A 25,573-nucleotide genomic window follows, 5' to 3' on the forward strand; every position below is an offset into this window, starting at 1 on the left:
GGGCCAGGGCCGGGCGCCCCTCCGCTCGTCCTCGGGAGAGCGCTGCCGAAGCCGGCCAAGGCCGCCGGCAGCAGACCATGGACAACGTCCATGCCACCTTTCAGGAGAAACCATCATGCGCCGCTTCACCGCTTTCGTCCTCGGCCTCTGCCTGAGCCTGCCGGTCCTCGCCGAGCAGGTGCAGCGCTTCGGCGACCTGGACGTCCACTACAACGTGTTCAACTCCAGCTTCCTCCAACCCAACGTGGCCAGCGCGGTCGGCCTGGTACGCAGCAAGGCGCAGGGCGTGATCAACGTGGTGCCGATGGAGAAAGGCAAGCCGGTGGAAGCCAGCGTGACCGGCTCCGCCAAGGACCTGACCGGCAAGGTCATTCCCCTGGAGTTCCGCCGGGTCAGCGAGGAAGGCGCCATCTACAACCTGGCGCAGTTCCCGATCAGCCAGCGCGAGACCCTGGTCTTCACCATCAAGGTCGAGGCCAAGGGCGAACCTGCGCAAACCTTCAGTTTCAACAAGGAAATCTTCCCGGACGAATGATCAAGCTCGAACAGCTGGTGCTGGCCAGCCACAATGCCGGCAAACTCAAGGAACTCCAGGCCATGCTCGGCGCCAGCGTGAAGGTGCGCTCGATCGGCGAGTTCAGCCAGGTGGAACCGGAGGAAACCGGTCTTTCCTTCGTCGAGAACGCCATCCTCAAGGCACGCAACGCCGCACGCCTCTCCGGCCTGCCGGCGCTGGCCGACGACTCCGGGCTGGCGGTGGACTTCCTCGGCGGCGCGCCGGGCATCTACTCGGCGCGCTATGCCGACGGCCGGGGCGACGCGGCGAACAACGCCAAGCTGCTGGAGGCCATGAAGGATGTCCCGGACGCCGAGCGCGGCGCACAGTTCGTCAGCGTGCTGGCGCTGGTGCGCCACGCCGACGACCCGCTGCCGATCCTCTGCGAGGGCATCTGGGAAGGCCGCATCCTTCGCGAAGCCCGCGGCGCCCACGGCTTCGGCTACGACCCGCTGTTCTGGGTGCCGGAACGCGACTGCTCCAGCGCCGAGCTGGCGCCCGAGGAGAAGAACCGCCTCAGCCACCGGGCCCGCGCCATGGCCCTGCTCAAGCAGCGCCTGGGCCTCTGAGCCGCAACCGCCGGCGCCGCCCCCGGGCGGCGTCGACACGGCGTTTCGTCCGGCCGCCTTGGAGGTTGGCCGAACTCATGCCACGATAGCGCCCCGAAACCGCCTCCACCCCGCCCCGCCGTGACCCAAGCCACCCCGTTCCAGCTCCCGCCCCTGGCCCTGTACGTGCACATCCCGTGGTGCGTGCGCAAGTGCCCGTATTGCGACTTCAACTCCCACGCCGCTGGCCCGGAGCTGCCCGAAGAGGCCTATGTCGACGCCCTGCTCGCCGACCTGGAGCAAGACCTGCGCCATGTCCACGGCCGGCGCCTGGGTTCGATCTTCTTCGGCGGCGGCACGCCCAGCCTGTTCTCGGCCAAGGCCCTGGGCCGGCTACTGGAAGGCGTCGAGCGCAGGGTCGGCTTCGCCGACGGCATCGAGATCACCCTGGAAGCCAATCCCGGCACCTTCGAACAGGTCAAGTTCGCCGACTACCGGCGCCTCGGCATCAATCGCCTGTCCATCGGCGTGCAGAGCTTCCAGGCCGACAAGCTGCAGGCCCTGGGGCGCATCCACGACGGCGCCGAGGCAGTGCGCGCCGCCGACATGGCGCGCCAGGCCGGCTTCGACAACTTCAACCTCGACCTGATGCACGGCCTGCCCGGGCAGAGCCTCGACGACGCCCTGGCCGACCTGCGCCAGGCCCTCGCCCTGGCCCCCACGCACCTCTCCTGGTACCAACTGACCATGGAGCCGAACACGGTGTTCTGGAGCCAGCCGCCGGAGCTGCCCGAGGACGACATCCTCTGGGACATCCAGGAAGCCGGCCAGGCCCTGCTCGACGAGCACGGCTACCGCCAGTACGAGACCTCCGCCTACGCCCGCGACGGCCTGCGCGCCCGGCACAACCTGAACTACTGGAGCTTCGGCGACTTCCTCGGCATCGGCGCCGGCGCCCACGCCAAGCTGAGCGCGCCGGACGGACGCATCGTGCGGACCTGGAAGACCCGCCTGCCGAAGGACTACCTCAACCCGCAAAAGGCCTTCCAGGCCGGCGAGCGCCCGCTGGAAGCGGCCGACCTGCCATTCGAGTTCATGATGAACGTGCTGCGCCTGGTCGACGGCGTCCCCGCCGCGCTCTACCCGCAGCGCACCGGCCAGCCACTGGCGGCGATCGCCGATGCCTGCGCCGCCGCGCGCGACGCCGGGCTGCTCGCCGACGACCCGCAGCGCCTGCGCCCCAGCGAACGCGGCCAGCTGTTCCTCAACGACCTGCTGCAACATTTCCTGCCGTGACGACGGATGCACGCCCATCCGTGCCGGCAGGCAGGTAAACTCCGCCGACCGACACGCCGATTCGTTACAAGGAACCCTCGATGGATTACGCGCTGGACCTGATCGCCACCCTGTCGCGCTGGAGCCGCAGCCACCTGTCGGACATTTCCCTGGCCATCATGGCCACCCTGCTGGTGCTGTTCGGCCCGGCGATCAACGCCTGGGTACAGCAGCGCATCGGCAGCCTCAACTTCGTCTTCCGCACCCTGCTGTTCGTGTTGATCTGCGCGGTCGGCTACGGCCTGGCGATGGTCTTCGTCACCCCCTGGCTGGCCAAGGGCCTCGGCTACTTCAACAACTACACCCTGGCGCCCGTGCTCCTGCTAGTGTTCTTCGTGATCGGCATGATCGCCGATCGCAGCTGAGCCCCCGGTCTCCCGGCGGCCAGCGCCGTCCCCAAGAGCGTCATGGCCTCCGGGAGCCCGCATGAAACCGATCAAGCACCTCTACCTGCATTTCACCGACGGCCAGCGCCTGTCGCTGCGCTTCCCGCGCCAGCAGGACGACCCGGCCGAGGTTGCCCGCAGCATCCGTCAGCAACTGGACACGCCCTATCTCAGCGTCGAGGTCGACGGCGACCTGCTGCTGATTCCGCGGGACAGCATCAAGTACCTGCAGATCAGCCCGGCGCCGGCGCGCCTGGACGACGACGGCACGCTACGCGGCGCCGAGCTGATCGTCTGAGGGCCGTCCGCCTCAGTTCCCCTCCCGGCGCAGCGCCTGCGGGGTGAAGTCGCGCGGCCCGACCTGCACGCCGAAGTCGTACATCGGCTCGTTGTTGTCCAGCCCATCGACGAAGTAGCGGCCGCCCTTGAAGTCGTAGATCGCTTCCAGGGTGCTGGAGACCAGCGGCACATCGTAGTAGTTGATCGGATGGACTTCCTGGGCCCGGGTCAGCACGCCATCCTTGTCGTAGATGTCGGCGGCGAGGATCTGCCAGCTGTCTTCGTCGAAGTAGAAGCGGCGCTTGGCGTAGGGATGGCTGAAGCCCTTGCGCAGGGTCGCCTCGACCACCCAGACGCGATGCAGCTCGTAGCGCAGCAGGTCGGGATTGATGAAGCGGCTCTTGAGTATGTCGCCATAGGCGAGGCCCTTCTGGTGCACCGCGTAGCTGTTGTAAGGCACCAGCATCTCGCGCTTGCCGAGCAACGCCCACTCGTAGTGGTCCGGTGCGCCGTTGTAGACATCCACGGTGTCCGCCGTGGCCATGCCGTTGGTATCCGGCTGCAGGCTGTCGTAGGCCAGGGTCGGCAAGCGGCGCACGCGCCGCTCGCCACGGTTGAAGCGCCAGGCCTTGCGGATCGACAGCACCTGGTCGAGGGTTTCCTGCACCACCAGCGCCGAACCGGCCAGGCGCGCCGGCGCGACCACCTTGTACTTGTAGTAGAACAACGTGTTGTCGAGGTTCTCCGGGATCATCCCCTCGCGGCCATAGACGAAGTACAGGTAGCGGTCGAGCTTGAGCAGGTTGTAGCTGCCGTTGGCCAGCACCGCCGCCTGGTTGGTCTGCAGGTGCAGTTGCTCGCCGCGGTAGCGCATGATGTGGTTCCAGATCGCTTCCTGGCCGCTCTGCGGCAGGGGGAAGGGCACGCCGGCGGCAGCGCCCTGCACGCCGTTGCCGTCGGCGATCAGCTCGGCGCGGCTGGCGTTGGCGCGGGTAGCGTCGTACAGGCGCTGCGGCAGGGATGCGCTGCGGCGGGTGGGGAAGACCAGCAGGTGGTAGTCCGGGTTGGCCTGCAGCAAGGCCTGGGTGCCCGGCGTCAGCAGCGCCTGGTAGGCGGCCATGTTGCGGCTGTCGACGACCAGGCGCGGACGATCGGCGGCGAACGGGTCGAGGTGATGCATGCCGGGCCGGTAGCCGGCCGGCGCCTGGGTGATGCCGCCGGTCCAGGGCGGGATGCTGCCATCGGCGTTGCCGGCCCGCTCCGCTCCCAGCGGGGTCAGGTCCTGGTCCAGGCGTGCGGCCTGGACTTCGTCTACCTTGGCCTGCGCCGCCCAGGCGCAACCGGCCCCGAGCAACAGGATGCCCAGTTTCTTCAACACAGCAGTCTCCTTTGCAGCCGGCCGAGCCGTGCCGCTCTTATTATTGGATCCGGCCGAAGCCGGGAAACGTGCAGCTTGAAGGTGAGGTCCGCCGGGTGTGCCCGGTCTGCTTGGAGTCCCGGCGCCGGTTCGGCGCCAGGGGTACGTCGCTGGTGCGGTGGGTCAGTCGATGCGCTCGAACTTGAGGTCCCAGACGCCATGTCCCAGGCGCTCCCCGCGCCGTTCGAACTTGGTCACCGGACGCTCTTGCGGGCGCGGTACGAAGCGGCCGTCTTCGGCCTGGTTGCGGTAGCCCGGCGCCGCGCTCATGACGTCCAGCATGTGCTCGGCATAGGGCTCCCAGTCGGTGGCCATGTGCAGCACGCCGCCGACCTTCAGCTTGCGCCGCACCAGTTCGGCGAATTCCGGCTGGACGATCCGCCGCTTGTGGTGGCGCTTCTTGTGCCAGGGATCGGGGAAGAACAGCAGCAGCCGATCGAGGCTGGCGTCGGACACGCAGTGGCGCAGCACTTCCAGCGCGTCGCAGCTATACACCCGCACGTTGCCCAGGCCCTGGGTCAGCAGGCCGTTGAGCAGCGCGCCGACGCCCGGCTTGTGCACCTCGACGCCGATGAAGTCGATGTCAGGCGCGGCGGCGGCCATTTCCAGGGTGGAATGGCCCATGCCGAAACCGATCTCGAAAGTCCGCGGCGCCTGGCGACCGAAGATCGCGTCGAAGTCCTGAACCTCATCGCTCAGTTCCAGGCCGAACTTCGGCCAGCCCAGGTCGAGGCCACGCTGCTGGCCTTCGGTCATGCGCCCGGCGCGCATCACGAAGCTCTTCACGGTGCGCATCGGCCGTGCTTCGTCGTGTTCCGCCAGGGAGTCCTGGGCCGGGGATTGCGGGGTATCGCTCATGGAAAAGAAAACCTTGCTAGAGACAGAAGGGCGGGNCGGACGCTTCCCGCATCCGGCGGACAGCCCGCCCCAGGTAGTCGGTATCAGTCGATCAGGCCGTCCAGCGGCGACGAGGCGCTGGCATACAGCTTGCGCGGCATGCGTCCGGCCAGGTAGGCGAGACGACCGGCGACGATCGCGTGCTTCATGGCCTCGGCCATCATCACCGGGTCCTTGGCATGGGCGATGGCGGTGTTCATCAGCACCGCCTCGCAACCCAGCTCCATGGCGATCGCTGCATCGGAAGCGGTGCCCACGCCGGCGTCGACCAGCACCGGGACCTTGGCTTCCTCGAGGATGATGCGCAGGTTGTAGGGGTTGCAGATGCCCAGGCCGGAGCCGATCAGGCCGGCCAGCGGCATCACCGCGATGCAGCCGATCTCGGCCAGCTGGCGGGCGATGATCGGGTCGTCGCTGGTGTACACCATCACGTCGAAGCCGTCCTTCACCAGTTGCTCGGCGGCCTTGAGGGTCTCGACGACGTTGGGGAACAGGGTCTTCTGGTCGGCGAGGACTTCCAGCTTGACCAGGTTGTGCCCGTCCAGCAGCTCGCGGGCCAGGCGGCAGGTGCGCACGGCCTCGACCGCGTCATAGCAGCCGGCGGTGTTCGGCAGGATGGTGTAGCGATCCGGCGGGATCACATCCAGCAGGTTCGGCTCGTCGGGATTCTGCCCGATGTTGGTGCGCCGCACCGCCACCGTGACGATCTCCGCTCCGGAGGTCTCAATGGCCCGGCGGGTCTCGTCGAGGTCCTTGTACTTGCCGGTCCCCACCAGCAGGCGCGAGCCATAGGTACGGCCGGCGATGACGAAGGGGGTATCGGTACTGGATGCTTGGCTCATCGGATGACTCCTGGATGGAAAGGCTTGCGGGGCCGATGGAAGGGTTCGGGGGTCAGGCCTAGCCGCCGCCGATGGCGTGGACGATCTCCACGCGGTCGCCATCCTTGAGCGCGGTGCTGGCGTGCTGGCTGCGCGGCACGATATCCAGGTTCAGCTCGACGGCCACGCGGCGGCCGCCAAGCTCCAGGCGGGCCAGCAGGTCCGCGACGCTCTGCGCGTCGGGCAGCTCGAAGGGCTCGCCGTTCAGTTGAATCTGCATGGCTGGACGGTCACGAAAGTGAAAGGGAGCGGCATTCTAGCCCGATCCACCCCGATGACCAAGGCGCCTTGTCGACAAGTGCGCCGCCTGAGGCAACCGGTCTCAGGCGTTGCCCAGGCGCCAGGCGGCCAGCCCCAGGCACAGCCAGCCGGCGAGGAAGGAGACGCCGCCGAACGGGGTGACGATGCCGAGCTTGCCGATGCCACTGAGGGTCAGCAGGTAGAGGCTGCCGGAGAACAGCAGGATGCCCAGCGTGAACAGGCCACCCGCCGCGCTCACCAGGCGGCCGTCCAGGCGGGTGGCGAGCAGCGCCACGCCGAACAGCGCCAGGGCATGGATCAACTGGTAGTGCACGCCGGTCTGGAATACCGCCAGGTACTCGGCGCTCAGCTGCTTCTTCAGGCCGTGGGCGGCGAACGCCCCGAGGGCCACGCCGGTGAAACCGAAAAATGCCGCCAACAACAGGAAGGGACGAAGCATGGACAAGACTCCGGTGATAGCATCCAGCCCGCTATAATGGCCGCCCCCTTCTTCCAAGCCAAGCCGCGCATGTTGCGATCCCTGTTCCGCCGCCTGTTCAAGTACCTGCTCTGGTTCATGGCCGCCAGCGTCGTGCTGGTCGCGGTCCTGCGCTGGGTGCCGCCACCGGGGACCATGGTCATGGTCGAACGCAAGGTCGGCTCCTGGGTCGACGGCCAGCCCATCGACCTGCAGCGCGACTGGCGCTCCTGGGAGCAGTTGCCGGACAGCCTGAAGGTCGCGGTGATCGCCGGCGAGGACCAGCACTTCGCCGAGCACCACGGCTTCGACCTGCCGGCCATCCAGCAGGCCCTCGCGCACAACGAGCGCGGCGGCAGTATCCGCGGCGCCAGTACGCTCAGCCAGCAGGTGGCGAAGAACGTCTTCCTCTGGTCCGGGCGCAGTTGGCTGCGCAAGGGCCTGGAGGCCTGGTTCACCCTGCTGATCGAGACGCTCTGGACCAAGCAACGGATTCTCGAGGTCTACCTGAACAGCGCCGAATGGGGCCCGGGCGTCTTCGGCGCGCAGGCTGCGGCACGCTATCACTTCGGCCTCGACGCCGAGCGCCTGAGCCGCACCCAGGCCAGCCAGCTCGCCGCGGTGCTGCCCAGCCCGCTGAAATGGAGCGCGGCCAGGCCGGGCCCCTACGTACGCCAGCGCGCGGCCTGGATTCGCCAGCAGATGTGGCAGTTGGGCGGCGACGACTACCTGCTGCGCCTGGAGCGCTGAAAGCTCAACGCGGCGGTTTTTCCAGGGCCTGGCGCGGCACCGCGAGCATCAGTCGCAAGTCGTCGTCCGGCAGGTGCGCGGTCAGGCCCAGTTGCGGATAGACCCAGGCCTCGCCCTGGGCCAGTTGCAGGCGCAGGCGCGGCTGGCCGAGACTGGCCAGCAGCCGCTCGGCACCGACCCTGCCTTCGGGAATCATGCTCAGCGCCACGATCGGCTTGTCGCCCAACTGTCCTTCCAATCCGGCGCTCAATGGCTGCGGCGCGCTGCCAGGCTGCAACGCAGATGCCCGCTGCAGGCTCAGTTGCTCCTCGGCGCTCAGGCCCAGCTCGCCTTCCACCTGCCAGGGGCCGCCGTCGCCCAGCAGGCGGCCACGGAAGGCCAGGCGCACGCCATCCAGGCGCGGGTCCACCCACAACTCGCCATCCACCGCGTCGTGCAGCTGGCGCAGGGTCAGGGCGTTGTCCGCCAACGGCGCCAGCACCTGCTCCTGCCAGTCGGCCAGCCACGGCAACGGTCGCGCCGGTTCCGGCGTACGGACCAGCCAGGCGCCGACGACGAAGGTCAGGACCGCCAGCGACAGGTAGAACAGCCAGCGGGTATTGCGCGGCATGGGATTCCTCCGGGCAGAAAAAAACCGCACCCTTGCGGGGTGCGGTTTTCGCGAGGCGCGGCGATCAGGCGAGAATCCGCCCTTTCAGCTTGCTCATGGCGTTCTTTTCCAGCTGCCGGATACGCTCGGCGGAAACGTTGTACTTTTCCGCCAGGTCGTGCAGCGTGGCCTTCTCCTCGGACAGCCAGCGCTGCTGGAGAATGTCGCGGCTGCGCTCGTCGAGGCCTTCCAGCGCCTCGTGCAGGTTGGCGCTGGAGCTGTCGCTCCAGTCGGCGTCTTCCAACTGGCGCGCCGGGTCGTAGCGGTGGTCTTCGAGGTAATGCGCCGGCGACTGGTAGGCGCTCTCGTCGTCCGCGTCGGCGGCCGGGTCGAACGCCATGTCCTGGCCGGTCAGGCGGCTTTCCATCTCGCGCACTTCGCGGGGCTCGACCCCCAGGCTCTCGGCGACGCGATGGACTTCCTCGTTGTTCAACCAGGCCAGGCGCTTCTTCTGGCTGCGCAGGTTGAAGAACAGCTTGCGCTGCGCCTTGGTGGTGGCGACCTTGACGATCCGCCAGTTGCGCAGGATGAACTCGTGGATCTCCGCCTTGATCCAGTGCACGGCGAAGGACACCAGGCGAACGCCCATTTCCGGGTTGAAACGCTTCACGGCCTTCATCAGGCCGACGTTGCCTTCCTGGATCAGGTCGGCCTGGGCCAGGCCGTACCCCGAATAACTCTTGGCGATATGAACAACGAAGCGCAGGTGCGCCAACACCATCTGCCGCGCCGCTTCCAGGTCTTGCTGATAGAAGAGGCGTTCGGCCAGTTCACGCTCCTGTTCCGGCGACAACAGCGGAATGCTGTTCACCGAGTGCACGTAGGCTTCCAGGTTTGCGCCTGGAACCAAGGCATGTACAGGTTGCAAAGAAGTGGTCATGCGAATCCTCCGATTCACGAAACTCGCGCAGTGTAGCACTCGGATATCTGACTGCAAGCGGGTGTATAAGTTCCTTTACAGCGACCCGCTGGCCGGTCGTGATCCCCCTGTCCTCAGCGCGGCGCCAGCTCGCGCAGGTGGCGGGCCACGGCCAGCCAGGCGCCGACCCAGCCAAGCAGCACCGCGCCCACGGTCAGCGACAGGCCGTCGTCCAGCGGCACGCCCTGCAGGCCGAAGTCGCTGCCGTACAGCCCTGAAAGGTTGACCACCGAACCGTTCAGCCAGTTCAGCGAATAGGCCAGCAGCGCCCAGGACAGGATGCCCGCGCCCAGGCCGTACAACGCGCCCATGTACAGGAATGGCCGGCGCACGTATCCGTCCGTCCCGCCGACCAGCTTGATCACCTCGATTTCGTTACGGCGATTTTCGATGTGCAGGCGGATGGTGTTGCCCACCACCAGCAAGAGGGTCAGCACCAGCAGGATGGTAAGGCCGAAGACGAAGCGTTCGCCGAGCTTGAGGATCGCGCTCAGGCGCTCGACCCATACCAGGTCGAGCTGCGCCTGCTGCACATGAGGCAGCTCCGCGAGCTGCTGGCGCAGTGCCTCCAGGCCGGCCCGGTCGATCTGCTTGGGCGTGACCGAGATCACCGGCGGCAGCGGGTTCTCCGGCAGCTCCTTGAGCGCTTCGCCCAGGCCGGACTGTTCCTGCAATTCGCTGAGCGCCTGCTCGCGGCTGATCAATTGGGCCTCGATCACGTCCGGCAGGCGCTCGATCTGCTCGCGCAGGTCCTGGCCCTGGTTTTCGCTGGTCTTCAGGTCGAGGAACAGGGAGATCTGCGCCGCCCGCTGCCAGGAGCCGCCGAGCCGTTCGACATTGTTCAGCAGCAGCGAGAGGCCCATCGGCAGGCTCAGGGTGATACCCATCACCAGGCAGGTGAAGAAGCTGCCGAACGGGTGGCCGAACAACCGGCGCAGGCTGTCCACCAGGCTGGCGCGATGGCTTTCCAGGTAGGCGCTGAACGAGCCGCTCCAGTCGGTCTGCTCCTGGCTCGGTTTCTCGCGGGTCTTGCGTTCCGGTGCGCCCTCTTCGGGGCCACGGGGAAGATCGTTGGCGCTCATCAGGCCTCATCCTCACGGTCAGCGATGATCCGGCCACGCTGCAGGGTCAGCATGCGATGGCGCATACGGGCGATCAGGGCCAGGTCGTGGCTGGCGATCAGTACGGTGGTGCCCAGGCGATTGATATCCTCGAACACACCCATGATTTCCGAGGCGAGTCGCGGGTCGAGGTTGCCGGTGGGTTCGTCCGCCAGCAGCAGGGCCGGCTGGTGGACGATGGCGCGGGCAATGCCGACCCGCTGCTGCTGGCCGGTGGAAAGGTCGGAAGGCAACGCCTCGCCCTTTTCCTTCAGGTTCACCCGCTCCAGGGCCGAGGCCACGCGCTTGGCGATCTCCGGCTTGGGCATGCCGAGGATCTGCAGCGGCAGGGCGATGTTGTCCGCCACCGTACGATCGGTGAGCAGTTGGTGGTTCTGGAACACCACGCCGATCTGCCGGCGCAGGAAAGGGATCTGCGCGGTGGTGATGCGCCCCAGGTCCTGGCCGCCGAGCAACAGCTTGCCGCTGGTCGGTCGCTCCATCGCCAGGATGAGGCGCAGCAGGGTGCTCTTGCCGGCGCCGGAGTGGCCGGTGACGAAGAGGATCTCGCCACGGTGCACGCGGAAGGACACCTCGTGCAGGCCTACGTGGCCGTTGGGATAGCGTTTGCCGACCTGCTCGAAGCGGATCATGCGTTCTCCCGCTCTGCGAAGAGTGCCTGGACGAAGGCGTCGGCCTCGAAGGTACGGAGATCGTCGATCCCCTCGCCGACACCGATATAGCGGATCGGCAGGCCGAACTGCTTGGCCAGGGCGAAGATCACCCCGCCCTTGGCGGTGCCGTCCAGTTTGGTCAGGGCCAGGCCGGTCAGCTCCACCGCGAGGTTGAACTGCTTGGCCTGGTTGATGGCGTTCTGCCCGGTGCCGGCGTCGAGCACCAGCAGGACCTCATGGGGCGCCGTCTCGTCCAGCTTGCCGATCACCCGGCGCACCTTCTTCAGCTCCTCCATCAGGTTGTCCTTGGTATGCAGGCGTCCGGCGGTATCGGCGATCAGCACGTCGATGCCGCGGGCCTTGGCGGCCTGCACCGCGTCGAAGATCACCGAGGCGGAGTCGGCGCCGGTGTGCTGGGCGATCACCGGGATACGGTTGCGCTCGCCCCAGACCTGCAACTGCTCCACGGCGGCAGCGCGGAAGGTGTCGCCGGCGGCCAGCATGACCTTCTTGCCCTCGAGTTGCAGCTTCTTCGCCAGCTTGCCGATGGTGGTGGTCTTGCCCACGCCGTTCACCCCGACCACCAGGATCACATAGGGCTCGCGCGCGACGTCGACCTGCAACGGCTGCTCCACCGGGCGCAGCAGGCTGGCCAGCTCTTCCTGCAGCGCCTTGTACAGCGCGCCGCTGTCGGCCAGCTCCTTGCGCGCCACGCGCTTGGTCAGGTTCTGCACGATCAGGGTGGTGGCCTCGACGCCGACGTCGGCGGTCAGCAGGCGCGTCTCGATGTCGTCGAGCAGGTCGTCGTCGATTTCCTTGCGGCCGAGGAACAGGCTGGCCATGCCTTCGCCGATGCTGGCGCTGGTCTTGGACAGTCCCTGCCGGAGGCGGGCGAAGAAGCCCGGCCTGGTCGCCGGCTCGCTGACTGCCGGAGCGGCGGCCAGCGGCGCAACGGGCTCGGGCTCGGGCTCGGGCTCGGGCTCGGGCTCGGGCTCGGGCTCGGCAGCCAGGATAGGTTCGGGTTGCGCGACGGGCGCCTCGGGCCGGGGCGAATGCTCCTCGGCCGACGCTGGCTCGCCACTGGCGAGCGGTGCTTCGGCAACCGGCGCCGGCTCGGCCGGCTCGGCAGCGGAGGGCTGCTGCCGACCTGGCTGTTCTGTCAGGGATTGCGCCACGTCATCGGCAGGCGCGCGCTGCTCGGCGGCCGCTGTCTCGGAGACCGGCTCGACAGGCTGATCGGCAGGCTGCTCGCCGGCTTGCGGCTTTTTCCGCCACCAGCCGAACAGACCTTTCTTTTCCCCGCCCTGCGGGGCCTTCTTGTCATCGTTGGAACCAAACATGAATGCTTGTATCTCAAGGGAGCGGCACGGGACGTGGCCGCCCGGAAAACGGATGGGTATCCTAGCATCTCCTCGCCCGACGGGGCTAAGGGTCCTGCCCCGCAGTGACCTGAGACCCCGGTGGCGGCACGAAAGGTCCAGATCACCATGAAAACCCCAGCTCGCCGCCGCGTCGGCCTGCTCCTAGCCAGCCTTTGTCTCCCGCTTTTCGCCCAGGCGGCGGAAACCCAGCCCACCCACGAGTTCAGCCTCGACAACGGCCTGAAGGTCATAGTGCGTGAAGACCACCGCGCCCCGGTGGTGGTTTCCCAGCTCTGGTACAGGATCGGCTCCAGCTACGAGACACCCGGGCTCACCGGCCTGTCCCACGCCCTCGAACACATGATGTTCAAGGGCAGCCGCAAGCTCGGCCCGGGCGAAGCCTCGCGGGTGCTGCGCGACCTGGGTGCGGAAGAGAACGCCTTCACCACCGACGACTACACCGCCTATTACCAGGTCCTGGCCCGCGACCGCCTGCCGGTGGCCCTGGAGATGGAAGCCGACCGCATGGCCCACCTGAGCCTGCCGGCCGACCAGTTCAAGAGCGAGATCGAGGTGATCAAGGAGGAGCGCCGCCTGCGCACCGACGACAATCCCAACGCCCTCGCCTTCGAGCGCTTCAAGGCCGCCGCCTACCCGGCCAGCGGCTACCACACCCCGACCATCGGCTGGATGGCCGACCTGCAGCGCATGACCATCGACGACCTGCGCCACTGGTACGAATCCTGGTACGCGCCGAACAACGCCACCCTGGTAGTGGTCGGCGACGTCACCGCCGACGAGGTCAAGACCCTCGCCAAGCGCTACTTCGGCGAGATCCCCTGGCGCCAGCTGCCGCCGGCGCGCAAGCCGCTGGAACTGGCCGAGCCCGGCGAGCGCCGGCTCAAGCTGTACGTACGCACCCAGCTGCCGAACCTGATCATGGGCTTCAACGTGCCCAGCCTGGGCAGCAGCGAGAACCCTCGCGAAGTCAACGCCCTGCGCCTGATCGGCGCGCTGCTCGATGGCGGCTACAGCGCCCGCCTGGCCTCGCGCCTGGAGCGCGGCGAGGAGCTGGTCGCCGGCGCCTCCACCTACTATGACGCGTTCAACCGCGGCGACAGCCTGTTCGTCCTCTCGGCCACGCCGAACGTGCAGAAGGGCAAGACCCTCGAGCAGGTCGAGGCCGGTCTGTGGAAGCAGCTCGATGACCTCAAGCAGAACCCGCCCAGCGCCGCGGAGATCGAGCGCGTGCGCGCGCAGATGATCGCCGGGATGGTCTACGAGAAGGACTCCATCGCCGCCCAGGCCAGCAGCATCGGCCAGCTGGAAAGCGTCGGCCTGTCCTGGAAGCTGATCGACCAGGACCTGGAGGCCCTCAAGGCAGTGACTCCGGACGATATCCAGAAAGCCGCCCGCACCTATTTCACCCCGTCGCGCCTGACCCTGGCGCAAGTGCTGCCTGTGAAGGCCGAGGAAAAGGAGGCCCGTCATGAGTGAGCGCACAGGGCTGCGTTATGGCCTGCTCGGCCTGATCGTCATTGCGTTGCTGGCCGCGCTGGCCTATTTCGTCGCGCGTCCCACCCAGACCCCGGCGGCGGCCCATGCCGCGGCGGTCGAGGAAAACCAGTTGCAGTCGCTGAAGGACGTCGCCAAGCAGGCGCCGGTCCATCGCAAGCTGGACATCCAGGAATGGAAGACCGCCGAAGGCGCCAAGGTGCTGTTCGTCGAGGCCCATGAACTGCCGATGTTCGACCTGCGCCTGACCTTCGCCGCCGGCAGCAGCCAGGACGCCGGCACCCCCGGCCTGTCGATGCTGACCAACGCCATGCTCAACGAAGGCGTGCCGGGCAAGGACACCACTGCCATCGCCGCCGGCTTCGAGGACCTCGGCGCCTCGTTCAGCAACGGTTCCTACCGCGACATGGCGGTGGCCGGCCTGCGCAGCCTGTCCGACGCCGACAAGCGGACCCAGGCGCTGAAGCTGTTCGAACAGGTGATCGGCCAGCCGACCTTCCCCGAGGACGCCCTGGCACGCATCAAGAACCAGGTCCTGGCCGGTTTCGAGTACCAGAAGCAGAACCCCGGCAAGCTGGCCGGGCTGGAGCTGTTCAAGCGCCTCTATGGCGAGCATCCCTACGCGCACTCCAGCGACGGCGACGAAAAGTCCGTTCCAACGATCAGCCGCGAACAATTGCAGGCGTTCCACAAGAAGGCCTACGCCGCCGGCAACGTGGTCATCGCGCTGGTCGGCGACCTCTCGCGGCAGGAGGCCGAAGCGATCGCCGCAGAAGTCTCCAAGGCGCTGCCCCAGGGCCCGGCGCTGGCCAAGACCGTCCAGCCGGAAACGCCCAAGCCCGGCCTGACGCGCATCGACTTCCCCTCCGAGCAGACCCACCTGATGCTCGCCCAGCTTGGCATCGACCGCCAGGATCCCGACTACGCGGCGCTCTACCTGGGCAACCAGATCCTCGGCGGCGGCGGCTTCGGCACCCGCCTGATGGACCAGGTGCGAGAAAAGCGCGGCCTGACCTACGGCATCTATTCCGGCTTCACCGCCATGCAGGCACGCGGTCCGTTCATGATCAACTTCCAGACCCGCGCCGAACTCAGCGAGGGGGCGCTGAAGCTGGTCCAGGACATCGTCCGCGACTACCTGGCCAACGGCCCGACCCAGAAGGAACTGGACGACGCCAAGCGCGAACTGGCCGGCAGCTTCCCGCTGTCCACCGCGAGCAACGCCGACATCGTCGGCCAGCTCGGCGCCATCGGTTTCTACGGCCTGCCGCTGGACTACCTGGAAAGCTTCCTCAAGCAGGTCGAGGGACTCAGCGTCGAACAGGTCAGGAGCGCCATGGCCAAGCACCTGGACGCCGACGCCTTCGTCATCGTCAGCGCCGGCCCGAGCGTGCCGCAGAAACCCTTGCCGCCACCCACCGCCAAGCCGGCCCAGCAACCCAGCGGCGTTCCGGAGCATTGATGAGCAAACCTACTGCGAAAGCCCCCGGCCGCCACGGCGGCCAGGGACAGCTGCGGATCATCGGTGGCGAATGGCGCAGCCGGCGTTTCGTCTTTCCCGACGGGCCCGGCCTGCGACCGACCCCGGACCGGGTCCGCGAGACCCTGTTCAACTGGCTGGCACCCTATGTCGAAGGCGCACGGGTGCTCGATCCCTTCGCCGGCAGCGGCGCGCTGTTCCTCGAGGCGTTGTCGCGCGGCGCCCGCGAAGGGCTGGCCCTGGATACCAACGGCGAAGCGGTGGCGGCCCTGCGCAACCACCTCGACGCGCTCAAGTGCGGCACCGCCCAACTGGTCCTCGGCGATGCCGTGCGCTACCTGGGAAACCAGGCTCCGAGCGCCTTCGACCTGGTGTTCCTCGACCCGCCGTTCCATCAGAACCTGCTGCAGGACGCCTGCCGCCTGCTCGAAACCCGCGGCTGGCTGAACCCCGACGCCTGGATCTATACCGAGAGCGAGAGCGTCCCCTCGTCCCTCGGCCTGCCCGGAAGCTGGCGGCTGCACCGGGAAAAGAAAGCCGGCAACGTACATTACGCGCTCTGGCAGCGGGGAGCCTGAGGATGAGCCCGGCTTCCGCGAGCATTCGCCAACGCCTGCTGGCGCTTGGCGAGCCTTGCGCGGCGCAACCCGCCGCCGACTGGCAGGGCGATATCGCCCTGCCCGCCGAGCTGGAGCGTTTCTACCGCGAGGTCGGCCCACTCGACTGCACCCTGGAGAGTGCCGGCAACCCATTTTTCCTGCCGTCCCTGGCCCGCCTCTGGCAGCGCCAGGCCGGCTATCGCTGGCACGGCATCAGCGGCGAGCGCCTGTCGGGCTGGCAGGACGACTGGCTGGTGGTGGCCGACCAGGGCGCCGACCCGTTCATCCTCGAGACCGGCAGCGGGCGCATACTCTTCGACCTGCATGGCGGCAGGGGCTGGGACCCGGCCCCGTGCTTCGACGACCTGTGGCAGATGGCGGCCAGCCTGGTCTGCTTCGGCGAGGTCTGGAGCGGCGCCGGCGAGGACATCCTGCTGGACGACTGCAGCGTCGCGCCCCGCTATCGGCAGCAGCTCGTCGACGAACTGCAACCGATCCTCGGTTCGCGCCAGCGGGCGGAGGACCTCGCCGACGAGTTCGGCTGGTAAGCTGGTGGCCACACCACCACCGCCCATGACCTGCGCATGACCGCGTCCCCGACCTTCCAGCCCGCCTGGTGGCTGCCCAATCCGCACCTGCAGACCCTGTGGAGCCCGTTCTTCCGCCGCGGGCCGACCCTGGAACGGCAGCGCGAACGCCTGTGGCTGGCCGATGGCGACTTCATCGACCTCGACTGGGCCGGCCCGCACGATGCCGAGACCCCGCTGGTGCTGGCGCTGCACGGCCTCACCGGGTCATCCTCGTCGCACTACATCCTCGGTCTGCAGCGCGCCCTGCTGGAGCGCGGCTGGGCCAGCGTGGCGCTGAACTGGCGCGGTTGCTCGGGGGAGCCGAACCGCCTGCCGCGCGGCTACCATTCCGGGGTCAGCGACGACCTCGCCGAGGTGGTCGCGCACCTGCGCGCCAGGCGCCCGCAAGCGCCGCTGTACGCGGTCGGCTATTCGCTGGGCGGCAACGTGCTGCTCAAGTACCTGGGCGAAACCGCTGGGGACTGCCCGCTGCTCGGCGGCGTCGCGGTGTCGGTGCCGTTCCGCCTGGACGAGTGCGCCGACCGCATCGGCCTGGGCTTTTCCCGGGTCTACCAGGCGCACTTCATGAAGGCCATGCTGGCCTACGTGCAGGACAAGCAGCGGCTGTTCGGCGAGCAGGGCCAGGCGGAAGGCCTGGCCGCCCTGCAACGCCTCGGTCCGCTGGAGGGCATGCGCACCTTCTGGGACTTCGACGGCCGGGTCACCGCGCCGCTGCACGGCTTCGCCGACGCCAGGGATTACTATCGGCGCGCGTCCAGCCGCTACTACCTGCCGGACATCCGCACGCCGAGCCTGATCATCCATTCCAGCGACGACCCCTTCGTGTTCGCCCGCAGCCTGCCCGATCGCAGCGAACTGGCATCCTGCACCGAGCTGGAGCTGCACGCCCGCGGCGGTCACGTCGGCTTCGTCGACGGCTCTCCGCGCCAGCCCACCTACTACCTGGAACGACGCATCCCCGACTGGCTGGAGGCCCGCCTGCGGCAGCACTGAGCTGGCCGGCGTCCGGCGACGGGCGGCAGAATAGGAACAGGCTGAAGGAAAAAGGGGGGCGAATGGAACTGACGCTGCGGCACAACCCGATGCTCGACGACGCCGACTGCGAGGCGATCCTGGCGATCCACGCGGCGGTCGGCTGGGACCGGCGCATGCCGCCTGCCGAGCTACGCACGCTGTACCAGCATTCCGGGTATTCCCTGCTGGCCGAACGCGACGGCCGCCTGGTCGGCCTGCTGCGCGCCGAGGAAGAAACACCGATTCGCGTCTGGCTGGCGGAAATCGCCGTGCTGCCCGGCGCACAGAGCAGCGGCGTCGGCGCAGCCCTGCTGCGGCGCTTCGCCGAGGATCACCGCGGCGCCTACCTGTTCACCGACGCCACCCTCGGTACCGAAGCCTTCTTCCGCCGCCACGGCATCCACATCCAGCAGGTGCTGGAGAAAACCCTGCGCGATCAGAGCGGCACGTAGAGCCGCTCGGAAATCCCGTCCACCGCATCCTGGGCCTGCGCCTCGATGTGCCCGCTCTCCAGCGCCAGCACCTGGTAGATGCCGCGACGCAGTTGCGCCTCGCTGAGGTCGCCGTCGAGATCGAGGGTGGTGCAGAGGAAGCGCACCCAGGAGGTGAGGATGATCCAGGCGTTGAGGGTCAGGGCCTCCAGCTGGGTCTCGTTCATCCGCAGGATGCCGGCCTCGGTGAAGCCCCGGTAGATCGCCTTGGCGTTGACCAGGCAACGCTGGGCGAAGGCGCGGTAGCGCGCCGCCAGCTCCGGGTCGCTTTCCAGCAGGTGCTCGAGGTCGCGGTGGAGGAAGCGGTAGCGCCACATCGCGGCCAGTAGCGCTTCCAGGTAGAAGGTCTTGTCGTCCACCGTCAGACCCCGCCCTTCGGGCAGGCGCAGGAAACTCTCGACGTGGCTTTCGTACTCGGCGAACAGCTCGGCGATGATCGCCTGCTTGTTCGGGTAGTGGTAGTAGAGGTTCCCAGGCGATATACCCAGGTGGGTGGCGATATGGTTGGTGGTGACGCTGCGCTCGCCCTGGGCGTTGAACAGTTCCAGGCTGGCCTGGGCGATGCGATCGCGGGTCTTGATGCGTGGTGCCATGGGGACGACGGGCTCGTTCGGGTAACAGTGCGGGGCGCGCCCCGCCGTGACAGCGTAGAAGGTACACAAAGCCGGCCGCCCGGGTCAGCCCCCGGGGTGGCGGCCGGCGACCGGCCCGCCTTTCGTTGGGTACGCAAGCGCCGGGCTGGCAGGCATGCTGTTTGACACTTTAGAGTATTTACTCTAGAAATCCAGCGACGCAGCGAAATTCATCGGACCGAACCAGGTCCGCCATAACGACAGACGCGCGGCCACGCAGCCGCCCACGCTTCGCCGAGGAGCCAGCCCATGGTCGCCGATATCGCCTACCTGCAGCAGAGCCAGCAGGAAATCAACCAGCTCGAAGCCCTCTTCGCCCGCCAGCGCGCCGCCTACCTGGCGCAGCCGATGCCCGACGCCACGCAGCGCGTGCAGTGGCTGAAGGCCCTGCGCGACCTGCTGTTCAAGGAACAGCAGGCACTGATCGAGGCCATCGACCGGGACTTCAGCGCGCGCTCCGCCGACGAGACCCTGCTCGCCGAGATCATGCCCAGCCTGCACGGCATCCACTACGCCGCCAAGCGCGTGAAGAAATGGATGAAGCCCGCGCGCCGCGCGGTCGGCCTGCAATTCCAGCCGGCCTCGGCCCAGGTGGTGTACCAGCCGCTGGGCGTGGTCGGGGTGATCGTGCCTTGGAACTATCCGCTGTTCCTCTCCATCGGCCCGCTGACCGGGGCCCTCGCCGCCGGCAACCGGGTGATGATCAAGATGAGCGAGTCGACCCCGGCCACCGGGCGCCTGCTCAAGGACCTGCTGGCGCGGATCTTCCCCGAGGACCAGGTCGCCGTGGTGCTAGGCGAGGTAGACGTCGGCGTGGCCTTTTCCAAGCTGCCGTTCGACCACCTGCTGTTCACCGGCGCCACCAGCGTCGGCAAGCACGTGATGCGCGCCGCCGCCGAGAACCTGACCCCGGTCACCCTGGAGCTGGGCGGCAAGTCGCCGGCGATCGTCTCCGACAGCGTGCCGATGAAGGACGCCGCCGAGCGGATCGCCTTCGGCAAGAGCCTCAACGCCGGGCAGACCTGCGTCGCGCCCGACTACGTGCTGGTACCGAGCCGGCGCGTCGAGGAATTCGTCAGTCAGTACAAGGAGGTGGTCCAGGGCTTCTTCCCGCGTCTTTCGGACAACCCCGACTACACCGCGATCATCAACGAGCGCCAGCTCGGCCGCCTCCGGGGCTATCTCGACGACGCCCGCGAGAAGGGCGCGACCCTCGTCCCGCTGTTCGCCGAAGGCCAGCAACGGCGCCTGCCGCAGACGCTGCTGCTGAACGTCAGCGACGACATGAAAGTGATGCAGGAGGAAATCTTCGGCCCGCTGCTGCCGGTGATCCCCTACGAGCGCCTGGAAGACGCCCTGGCCTACGTCAACCAGCGCCCGCGACCGCTGGCCCTGTACTACTTCGGCTACGACAAGGCGCAGCAGCAGCGCGTGCTGCACGAGACCCACTCAGGCGGCGTGTGTCTGAACGACACCCTGCTGCATGTCGCCCAGGACGACATCCCGTTCGGTGGCGTCGGTCCCTCCGGCATGGGCCACTACCATGGCCACGAAGGCTTCCTCACCTTCAGCAAGGCCAAGGGCGTGTTCAGCAAGCCGCGCTTCAACGCCGCGCGAATGATCTACCCCCCCTACGGCAAGTCGATCCAGAAGCTCGTCTACAAGCTGTTCGTGCGCTGAACCGGGGCGCGTGCGGCGCCCCCTCATTCCTACGCTGCAGGTGACATAACAACAATGAGCGACACCACCCTTGAAAGCGCCGGCCTGTCCCGACGCAGCCTGATGAAAGTCGGCCTGATCGGCGGCGCCTTCCTCGCCACCGCGGGCGTCACCGCCAGCCTCACCGGCTGTTCGGCGGAGAAACCGGCGAGCGGCCTGGAAAAGGTCCGCGAATCCGACCTGCCGTTCCTCCGTGCGCTGCTGCCGGTGATGCTGCTCGGCGCGGTTTCCGCCGAGCAGATGCCGAAAGCCGTGGAGGGCGCGATCCAGAGCCTCGACCACAACCTGGCGCGGCTCTCCCCGGAGATGTTCAAGCTCACCCAGCAACTCTTCGACGTGCTCGCCCTGCCGCTCACCCGTGGCCCGCTCACCGGTATCTGGGGCAGTTGGGAGAACGCCAGCGGCGACGACGTGCGGGCATTCCTTTCGCGCTGGGAAAACAGCTTCATCGGCCTGTTGCGGATGGGCCACAGTTCGCTGATGCAACTGGCGATGATGGCCTGGTACGCCCGCCCCGAGGCGTGGGCCCATTGTGGCTACCCCGGACCGCCGAAGATCGCTTGAGCCGCCCCCGGAACAATACGAAGAGCCCGAAGCCGCCTAGCCTGAGAGTGCATTCATGCCTGTACCCGATCTGTTCGCCGAGGGCCTCGCCCGCGGCTGGAAAACCTACAACGGCTCGCGCCTGGACGACGACCTGGAGCTGGAGGCCGACGTGGTCGTGGTCGGCACCGGCGCCGGCGGCGGCACCACCGCGGAAATCCTCAGCGCCGCCGGCCTGAAGGTGCTGCTGGTGGAAGAAGGCCCGCTGAAGACCAGCAGCGATTTCAAGATGCAGGAGGCCGACGCCTACCCCGAGCTGTACCAGGAAGGCATCGGCCGGATGAGCAAGGACGGCGCCATCACCATCCTCCAGGGCCGCGCCGTGGGCGGCACCACCCTGATCAACTGGACCAGCAGCTTCCGCACCCCGGAACCGACCCTGCAGCACTGGGCCCAGGTCTACGGGGTCAAGGGCCACAGCGCGGAGGACATGGCGCCCTGGTTCGAGAAAATGGAGCAGCGCCTGCACGTGGCGCCCTGGGCGCTGCCGCCGAATGCCAACAACGACGTGATCCGCCTGGGCTGCGAGAAGCTCGGCTATCACTGGAAGGTCATCCCGCGCAACGTCCTCGGTTGCTGGAACCTCGGCTACTGCGGCATGGGCTGCCCGGTCAACGCCAAGCAGTCGATGCTGGTCACCACCATCCCGGCGACCCTCGACAAGGGTGGCGAGCTGCTCTACCTGGCGCGCGCCAACCGGCTGCTGCTGGACGGCGACAAGGTGACGGGCCTCGAATGCCTGGGCATGGATGAGCGCTGCGTGGCGCCCAACGGCCGCCGGATCAGGGTCCGGGCCAGGCACTACGTGCTCTCCGGCGGCGGCATCAACACCCCGGCGATTCTTCTCCGCTCGAAGGCGCCTGATCCGAGCCAGCGGGTCGGCAAGCGCACCTTCCTGCACACGGTGAATTTCAGCGCGGGGCTGTTCGACCGGGTGATCAACCCCTTCTACGGCGCACCGCAGTCGATCTACTCCGACCATTTCCAATGGGACGACGGTGTCACCGGACGCATGTCCTACAAACTGGAGGTGCCGCCGCTGCAACCGTCGCTGGCCTCGGTGCTGCTCGGCGGCTTCGGCAGCGACAACGCCCTGCGCATGGAACAGCTACCGCATACCAACATGATGCTCGCCCTGCTCCGCGACGGCTTCCACCCGGACAGCGCGGAGGGCTCGGTCGGCCTGCGCGGCGACGACACCCCAGTGCTCGACTACCGGATGACCGACTACACCTGGGACGGTATCCGCCGTGCCTTCCATACCATGGCGGAGATCCAGTTCGCCGCCGGCGCCCGGGAAGTGCGGCCGGTGCACAGCGACGCGCGTAGCGCGAAGAACCTGCAGGAGGCGCGCGGGATCATCGACGGCCTGCGCCTGGAGATCTACCGCACGCGCCTGGGCAGCGCCCACGTCATGGGCGGCTGCGCCATGGGCGAAGACCCGGCCGTGGCGGTGGCCGACAGCCTCGGCCGCCATCACCACCTGCGGAACCTGTCGATCCACGACGGCTCGCTGTTCCCCACCAGCATCGGCGCCAACCCGCAGCTCTCGGTCTACGGTCTTACCGCGCAACTGGCCAGCGCGCTGGCCGAACGCCTGGCCAGGGCCTGAACCGCCGCCGCGGCAGCCGGCCCGGCGCCATCAGACCTATGGGCTAAAGGCCGATGGCCCGTGCGTCTTGGCCGCACGGGCATCCCTGCGCTACCATCCGATTCCCTTACGAAACCCTGCCAGGACGTAGCGATGAACCGAGTGCTGTACCCAGGCACCTTCGATCCCATCACCAAGGGTCACGGCGATCTGATCGAACGTGCTTCACGGCTTTTCGACCATGTGATCATCGCGGTCGCCGCCAGCCCCAAGAAGAACCCCCTGTTCAGCCTGGAACAGCGGGTTGCGCTGGCCCAGGAGGTCACCAAGCACCTGCCGAACGTCGAGGTGGTGGGCTTCTCCACCCTGCTGGCGCACTTCGTCAAGGAGCAGAAGGCGAATGTCTTCCTCCGCGGCCTGCGCGCGGTTTCCGACTTCGAGTACGAGTTCCAGCTGGCCAACATGAACCGCCAGCTCGCCCCCGACGTGGAAAGCATGTTCCTCACCCCGTCGGAGAAGTACTCTTTCATTTCCTCGACGCTGGTCCGGGAAATCGCCGCTCTCGGCGGGGATATCAGCAAGTTCGTGCATCCGGCCGTGGCAGACGCCCTGGCGGAACGTTTCAAGCGCTGATCCGCGTCTCTCCGCCGGCCTCCCGTCGGCGTCCCGCGTGCACTGCGGGCGCCGATGCGGCACAATTCCGCTATTCCCGTTACCGATGCCGTGGCTGTCCGTCGCGGTTGGAGTTGTTAGATGTCCCTGAAAATCACTGACGATTGCATCAATTGCGACGTCTGCGAACCCGAATGCCCGAACGGCGCGATCTCGCAAGGCGAAGAAATCTATGTGATCGATCCCAATCTCTGCACCGAGTGCGTCGGCCACTACGACGAGCCGCAGTGCCAGCAGGTCTGTCCGGTGGACTGCATTCCCCTTGACGACGCCAATGTCGAGAGCAAGGAACAGTTGATGGAGAAATACCGGAAGATCACCGGCAAGGCCTGATCCCCGCCGGCGCCTGTCCTTCAGGGACGGTTCGCGCCCCGTCCGACGCGCTTTTGGCTATCCTTGGCAATCCAGTCTGAGGCGTTCGCGGTCCCGTCCCGCGAACGCCGCTGAACAGTGAGCCGCCATGTCCTTCCTGAACCTGCCCGTCCGTACCCTGGTCGCCGCCTGCGGCCTGTCCCTGCTCAGCCTCGCGGCGCATGCCGACAGCTTTCGCGGCGACGCCCACGCACCGCAGCAGGCCGCCGTCGCCACGCCACATCCGGCCGCGACCGTCGCCGGCCTGGAAACCCTGGCCAATGGCGGCAACGCCTTCGACGCCGCGGCGGCCATCGCCGCTGCCCTGGCGGTAGCCGAGCCTTACGGCTCGGGACTCGGCGGCGGTGGATTCTTCCTTCTGCGCCAGGCCGGTGCGCAGCCGACCTATCGCTTCCTCGACGCCCGCGAGCGCGCGCCGAAGGCCGCCTACGCCGACATGTACCGGCGCAATGGCAAGGTCGACCCCAGGCTGTCCGTCGACGGCCCGCTGGCGGCGGCGATCCCCGGCCTGCCGGCGGCGCTGGTCGAATTGAGCAGCCGCTACGGACGCAAGCCCCTGGCCGACAATCTGGTGCCGGCGATCCGCCTGGCGGTGGATGGCGTCTCCGTCGACCGGATCTACCGTGACCGCGCCGCCATGCGCCTGGAAGCGATGCGCAAGGACCCGGAAACCGCGCGGATCTTCCTCGACAAGGGCGGAATCCCCGACGAATGGAACCTGCTCCGCCAACCGCAGCTGGCACGTACCCTGGAACGCCTCGGGCGCTACGGGCGGATTGGTTTCTACGAAGGCGAGACAGCGGACAAGCTGCTCACCGGGGTCCGCGCCGGCGGCGGCATCTGGAGCGCGGCCGACCTGCGCGACTACCGGGTGATCGAACGCCGCCCGCTGGAGGTGAAGCTGGCCAACGGCCGCGAACTGATCAGCGCACCGCCGCCCTCGGCCGGCGGCGTCGCCCTGGCGCAGAGCCTGCAGATGCTGGAACAGCTGCCGTGGCAGAAGGCCGAGCCGGTACAGCGTGCCCATTACGTGCTGGAGGTCCTGCGCCGTGCCTACCGCGATCGAGGCCTGCTCGGCGACCCGGACTTCGTCGCCAACCCGCTGCCCAGTTTGCTGGCGCCGGACTACCTGAAGCGCCTTGCCGCCGGCATCGACCCGCGCCGCGCCACGCCCAGCTCGGCGCTGCCGGAGGCGCCGGCCTGGCGCGAAGGCGACCACACCACCCACTTCGCGGTGATCGATGCCCAGGGCAACGCGGTGGCCGCCACCCTCTCAGTGAACCTGCCGTTCGGCGCTGCCTTCACCGTTCCCGATACCGGCGTGGTGCTGAACAACGAGATGGACGATTTCGCCGCCGACACCCAGGGCGCCAACAGCTACGGCCTGGCCGGCAGCCAGGCGAACGCGGTGGCGGCCGGCAAGCGCCCGCTGTCGAGCATGAGCCCGAGCTTCCTGGAAAGCCCGACCGACTTCGCCGCCTTCGGCACCCCTGGCGGCAGCCGCATCCCGAGCATGGTGCTGATCTCCATGCTGCAGTACTTCGACGGCCGCCCGGTCGGCCAATGGGTCGCCGCGCCGCGCTACCACCACCAGTACAAGCCGGACGTCGTCGAGTACGAACCGCGCGCCTTCAGCGATGCCGAGGCCGCCGAACTGCGCCGGCGCGGCTATCAGCTCAAACGTCTGGAGCGCAGCTACGGCAACCAGCAGGTGCTCTACTGGGACAAGCGCAGCGGCCGCGTCGACGCCGCCAGCGACCCGCGCGGGATCGGCTACTCGTCTCTGTCCCTGGAGGCGCAAACGCAGCCTCGGCCGCACTGAACA

General features: G+C 67.8%; 29 protein-coding genes. 18 read left to right on the forward strand and 11 right to left on the reverse strand.

Annotated features, from left to right (window positions below; genetic code table 11):
• Positions 1–115 precede the first annotated feature (115 nt).
• The 5 genes from ACTJJX_RS03600 to ACTJJX_RS03620 all read left to right on the forward strand — a co-directional run bounded on the left by ACTJJX_RS03600 (position 116) and on the right by ACTJJX_RS03620 (position 3,123).
• Complete coding sequence (locus ACTJJX_RS03600) at positions 116–535, forward strand: DUF4426 domain-containing protein (protein ID WP_003084528.1); 420 nt, start codon at positions 116–118, stop codon at positions 533–535.
• Entirely contained in the window at positions 532–1,125 is a 594-nt protein-coding gene (gene rdgB / locus ACTJJX_RS03605) for an RdgB/HAM1 family non-canonical purine NTP pyrophosphatase (RefSeq protein ID WP_003084527.1), read from the forward strand. The genes ACTJJX_RS03600 and rdgB overlap by 4 nt, the downstream gene beginning before the upstream one ends.
• A gap of 120 nt (positions 1,126–1,245) precedes the next feature.
• Positions 1,246–2,400, forward strand: a complete 1,155-nt coding sequence (gene hemW, locus ACTJJX_RS03610) for a radical SAM family heme chaperone HemW (protein ID WP_003117893.1) — start codon at positions 1,246–1,248, stop codon at positions 2,398–2,400.
• An 80-nt stretch (positions 2,401–2,480) separates the two neighbouring features.
• Positions 2,481–2,804: a DUF3392 domain-containing protein gene (locus ACTJJX_RS03615; protein WP_003084525.1), complete on the forward strand. Its 324-nt coding sequence runs from the start codon at positions 2,481–2,483 to the stop codon at positions 2,802–2,804.
• A 61-nt stretch (positions 2,805–2,865) separates the two neighbouring features.
• Entirely contained in the window at positions 2,866–3,123 is a 258-nt protein-coding gene (locus ACTJJX_RS03620) for a hypothetical protein (RefSeq protein ID WP_003084524.1), read from the forward strand.
• A 12-nt stretch (positions 3,124–3,135) separates the two neighbouring features.
• Here the strand turns inward: ACTJJX_RS03620 and ACTJJX_RS03625 are convergent, their stop codons facing one another.
• The 5 genes from ACTJJX_RS03625 to ACTJJX_RS03645 form a co-directional block, all read right to left on the reverse strand.
• A complete protein-coding gene (locus ACTJJX_RS03625) occupies positions 3,136–4,482 on the reverse strand; it encodes a DUF1329 domain-containing protein (RefSeq protein ID WP_016852371.1) in 1,347 nt (448 codons plus the stop codon).
• Between the two features lie 162 nt (positions 4,483–4,644).
• The gene (trmB, locus tag ACTJJX_RS03630) at positions 4,645–5,316 is read right to left on the reverse strand and encodes a tRNA (guanosine(46)-N7)-methyltransferase TrmB (protein WP_132894823.1); all 672 of its coding nucleotides are present in this window, start codon (positions 5,314–5,316) and stop codon (positions 4,645–4,647) included.
• A 146-nt stretch (positions 5,317–5,462) separates the two neighbouring features.
• The gene (locus tag ACTJJX_RS03635) at positions 5,463–6,260 is read right to left on the reverse strand and encodes a thiazole synthase (protein ID WP_016852369.1); all 798 of its coding nucleotides are present in this window, start codon (positions 6,258–6,260) and stop codon (positions 5,463–5,465) included.
• Between the two features lie 58 nt (positions 6,261–6,318).
• Positions 6,319–6,519, reverse strand: a complete 201-nt coding sequence (gene thiS / locus ACTJJX_RS03640) for a sulfur carrier protein ThiS (RefSeq protein ID WP_003084514.1) — start codon at positions 6,517–6,519, stop codon at positions 6,319–6,321.
• 102 nt (positions 6,520–6,621) lie between these two features.
• Positions 6,622–6,999 carry a DUF423 domain-containing protein gene (locus tag ACTJJX_RS03645; protein WP_003084513.1) on the reverse strand — a complete coding sequence of 126 codons (378 nt, stop codon included), beginning with the start codon at positions 6,997–6,999 and terminating at the stop codon, positions 6,622–6,624.
• Between the two features lie 36 nt (positions 7,000–7,035).
• Here ACTJJX_RS03645 and mtgA point away from each other — a divergent pair, with 36 nt between their 5' ends.
• Positions 7,036–7,767: a monofunctional biosynthetic peptidoglycan transglycosylase gene (gene mtgA, locus ACTJJX_RS03650; RefSeq protein WP_003100972.1), complete on the forward strand. Its 732-nt coding sequence runs from the start codon at positions 7,036–7,038 to the stop codon at positions 7,765–7,767.
• A gap of 4 nt (positions 7,768–7,771) precedes the next feature.
• Here mtgA and ACTJJX_RS03655 read toward each other — a convergent pair whose 3' ends face one another.
• From ACTJJX_RS03655 to ftsY, 5 genes are all read right to left on the reverse strand, one after another.
• On the reverse strand, positions 7,772–8,377 hold the full coding sequence (locus ACTJJX_RS03655; protein ID WP_003084511.1) for a hypothetical protein: 606 nt from the start codon (positions 8,375–8,377) through the stop codon (positions 7,772–7,774).
• 64 nt (positions 8,378–8,441) lie between these two features.
• Positions 8,442–9,296, reverse strand: coding sequence for an RNA polymerase sigma factor RpoH (gene rpoH, locus ACTJJX_RS03660; RefSeq protein ID WP_003084510.1), 855 nt, complete (start codon positions 9,294–9,296; stop codon positions 8,442–8,444).
• A 113-nt stretch (positions 9,297–9,409) separates the two neighbouring features.
• A complete protein-coding gene (gene ftsX / locus ACTJJX_RS03665) occupies positions 9,410–10,417 on the reverse strand; it encodes a permease-like cell division protein FtsX (protein ID WP_003084508.1) in 1,008 nt (335 codons plus the stop codon).
• The gene (ftsE, locus tag ACTJJX_RS03670; protein WP_003084505.1) at positions 10,417–11,088 is read right to left on the reverse strand and encodes a cell division ATP-binding protein FtsE; all 672 of its coding nucleotides are present in this window, start codon (positions 11,086–11,088) and stop codon (positions 10,417–10,419) included. Before ftsE ends, ftsX begins: the two co-directional genes overlap by 1 nt.
• On the reverse strand, positions 11,085–12,449 hold the full coding sequence (ftsY, locus tag ACTJJX_RS03675; protein WP_023082628.1) for a signal recognition particle-docking protein FtsY: 1,365 nt from the start codon (positions 12,447–12,449) through the stop codon (positions 11,085–11,087). Before ftsY ends, ftsE begins: the two co-directional genes overlap by 4 nt.
• A 120-nt stretch (positions 12,450–12,569) precedes the next feature.
• Here ftsY and ACTJJX_RS03680 point away from each other — a divergent pair, with 120 nt between their 5' ends.
• The 6 genes from ACTJJX_RS03680 to ACTJJX_RS03705 all read left to right on the forward strand — a co-directional run bounded on the left by ACTJJX_RS03680 (position 12,570) and on the right by ACTJJX_RS03705 (position 18,120).
• Positions 12,570–13,967: a M16 family metallopeptidase gene (locus tag ACTJJX_RS03680; RefSeq protein WP_003084498.1), complete on the forward strand. Its 1,398-nt coding sequence runs from the start codon at positions 12,570–12,572 to the stop codon at positions 13,965–13,967.
• Positions 13,960–15,447 (forward strand): M16 family metallopeptidase, encoded by a 1,488-nt coding sequence (locus tag ACTJJX_RS03685; RefSeq protein WP_016852367.1) that lies wholly within the window; start codon positions 13,960–13,962, stop codon positions 15,445–15,447. Before ACTJJX_RS03680 ends, ACTJJX_RS03685 begins: the two co-directional genes overlap by 8 nt.
• Positions 15,447–16,043 carry a 16S rRNA (guanine(966)-N(2))-methyltransferase RsmD gene (gene rsmD, locus ACTJJX_RS03690; RefSeq protein ID WP_009875718.1) on the forward strand — a complete coding sequence of 199 codons (597 nt, stop codon included), beginning with the start codon at positions 15,447–15,449 and terminating at the stop codon, positions 16,041–16,043. Before ACTJJX_RS03685 ends, rsmD begins: the two co-directional genes overlap by 1 nt.
• 2 nt (positions 16,044–16,045) lie before the next feature.
• Complete coding sequence (locus ACTJJX_RS03695; protein WP_003117889.1) at positions 16,046–16,612, forward strand: hypothetical protein; 567 nt, start codon at positions 16,046–16,048, stop codon at positions 16,610–16,612.
• Between the two features lie 36 nt (positions 16,613–16,648).
• Complete coding sequence (locus tag ACTJJX_RS03700) at positions 16,649–17,647, forward strand: hydrolase (protein ID WP_016852366.1); 999 nt, start codon at positions 16,649–16,651, stop codon at positions 17,645–17,647.
• 62 nt (positions 17,648–17,709) lie between these two features.
• The gene (locus ACTJJX_RS03705; RefSeq protein ID WP_003102866.1) at positions 17,710–18,120 is read left to right on the forward strand and encodes a GNAT family N-acetyltransferase; all 411 of its coding nucleotides are present in this window, start codon (positions 17,710–17,712) and stop codon (positions 18,118–18,120) included.
• Here the strand turns inward: ACTJJX_RS03705 and ACTJJX_RS03710 are convergent.
• The gene (locus ACTJJX_RS03710) at positions 18,105–18,752 is read right to left on the reverse strand and encodes a TetR/AcrR family transcriptional regulator (protein WP_003084488.1); all 648 of its coding nucleotides are present in this window, start codon (positions 18,750–18,752) and stop codon (positions 18,105–18,107) included. The two genes, ACTJJX_RS03705 and ACTJJX_RS03710, sit on opposite strands and share 16 nt — an antisense overlap.
• A 288-nt stretch (positions 18,753–19,040) precedes the next feature.
• Here ACTJJX_RS03710 and ACTJJX_RS03715 point away from each other — a divergent pair, with 288 nt between their 5' ends.
• The 6 genes from ACTJJX_RS03715 (at position 19,041) to ggt (ending at position 25,570) form a co-directional block, all read left to right on the forward strand.
• Positions 19,041–20,471, forward strand: coding sequence for a coniferyl aldehyde dehydrogenase (locus ACTJJX_RS03715; protein ID WP_003102868.1), 1,431 nt, complete (start codon positions 19,041–19,043; stop codon positions 20,469–20,471).
• A 54-nt stretch (positions 20,472–20,525) separates the two neighbouring features.
• Positions 20,526–21,074 (forward strand): hypothetical protein, encoded by a 549-nt coding sequence (locus ACTJJX_RS03720; protein ID WP_003084486.1) that lies wholly within the window; start codon positions 20,526–20,528, stop codon positions 21,072–21,074.
• Between the two features lie 55 nt (positions 21,075–21,129).
• Positions 21,130–22,725, forward strand: a complete 1,596-nt coding sequence (locus ACTJJX_RS03725) for a GMC family oxidoreductase (protein ID WP_003102870.1) — start codon at positions 21,130–21,132, stop codon at positions 22,723–22,725.
• 132 nt (positions 22,726–22,857) lie between these two features.
• Complete coding sequence (gene coaD / locus ACTJJX_RS03730; protein ID WP_003084466.1) at positions 22,858–23,337, forward strand: pantetheine-phosphate adenylyltransferase; 480 nt, start codon at positions 22,858–22,860, stop codon at positions 23,335–23,337.
• A 120-nt stretch (positions 23,338–23,457) separates the two neighbouring features.
• Complete coding sequence (locus tag ACTJJX_RS03735) at positions 23,458–23,709, forward strand: YfhL family 4Fe-4S dicluster ferredoxin (RefSeq protein ID WP_016852365.1); 252 nt, start codon at positions 23,458–23,460, stop codon at positions 23,707–23,709.
• A 127-nt stretch (positions 23,710–23,836) separates the two neighbouring features.
• On the forward strand, positions 23,837–25,570 hold the full coding sequence (gene ggt, locus ACTJJX_RS03740; RefSeq protein ID WP_016852364.1) for a gamma-glutamyltransferase: 1,734 nt from the start codon (positions 23,837–23,839) through the stop codon (positions 25,568–25,570).
• Positions 25,571–25,573: the final 3 nt, after the last annotated feature.

The sequence above is a fragment of the Pseudomonas sp. 22490 genome (assembly GCF_052044465.1).
In the GTDB taxonomy this organism is placed as follows: Bacteria; Pseudomonadota; Gammaproteobacteria; order Pseudomonadales; family Pseudomonadaceae; genus Pseudomonas; species Pseudomonas aeruginosa.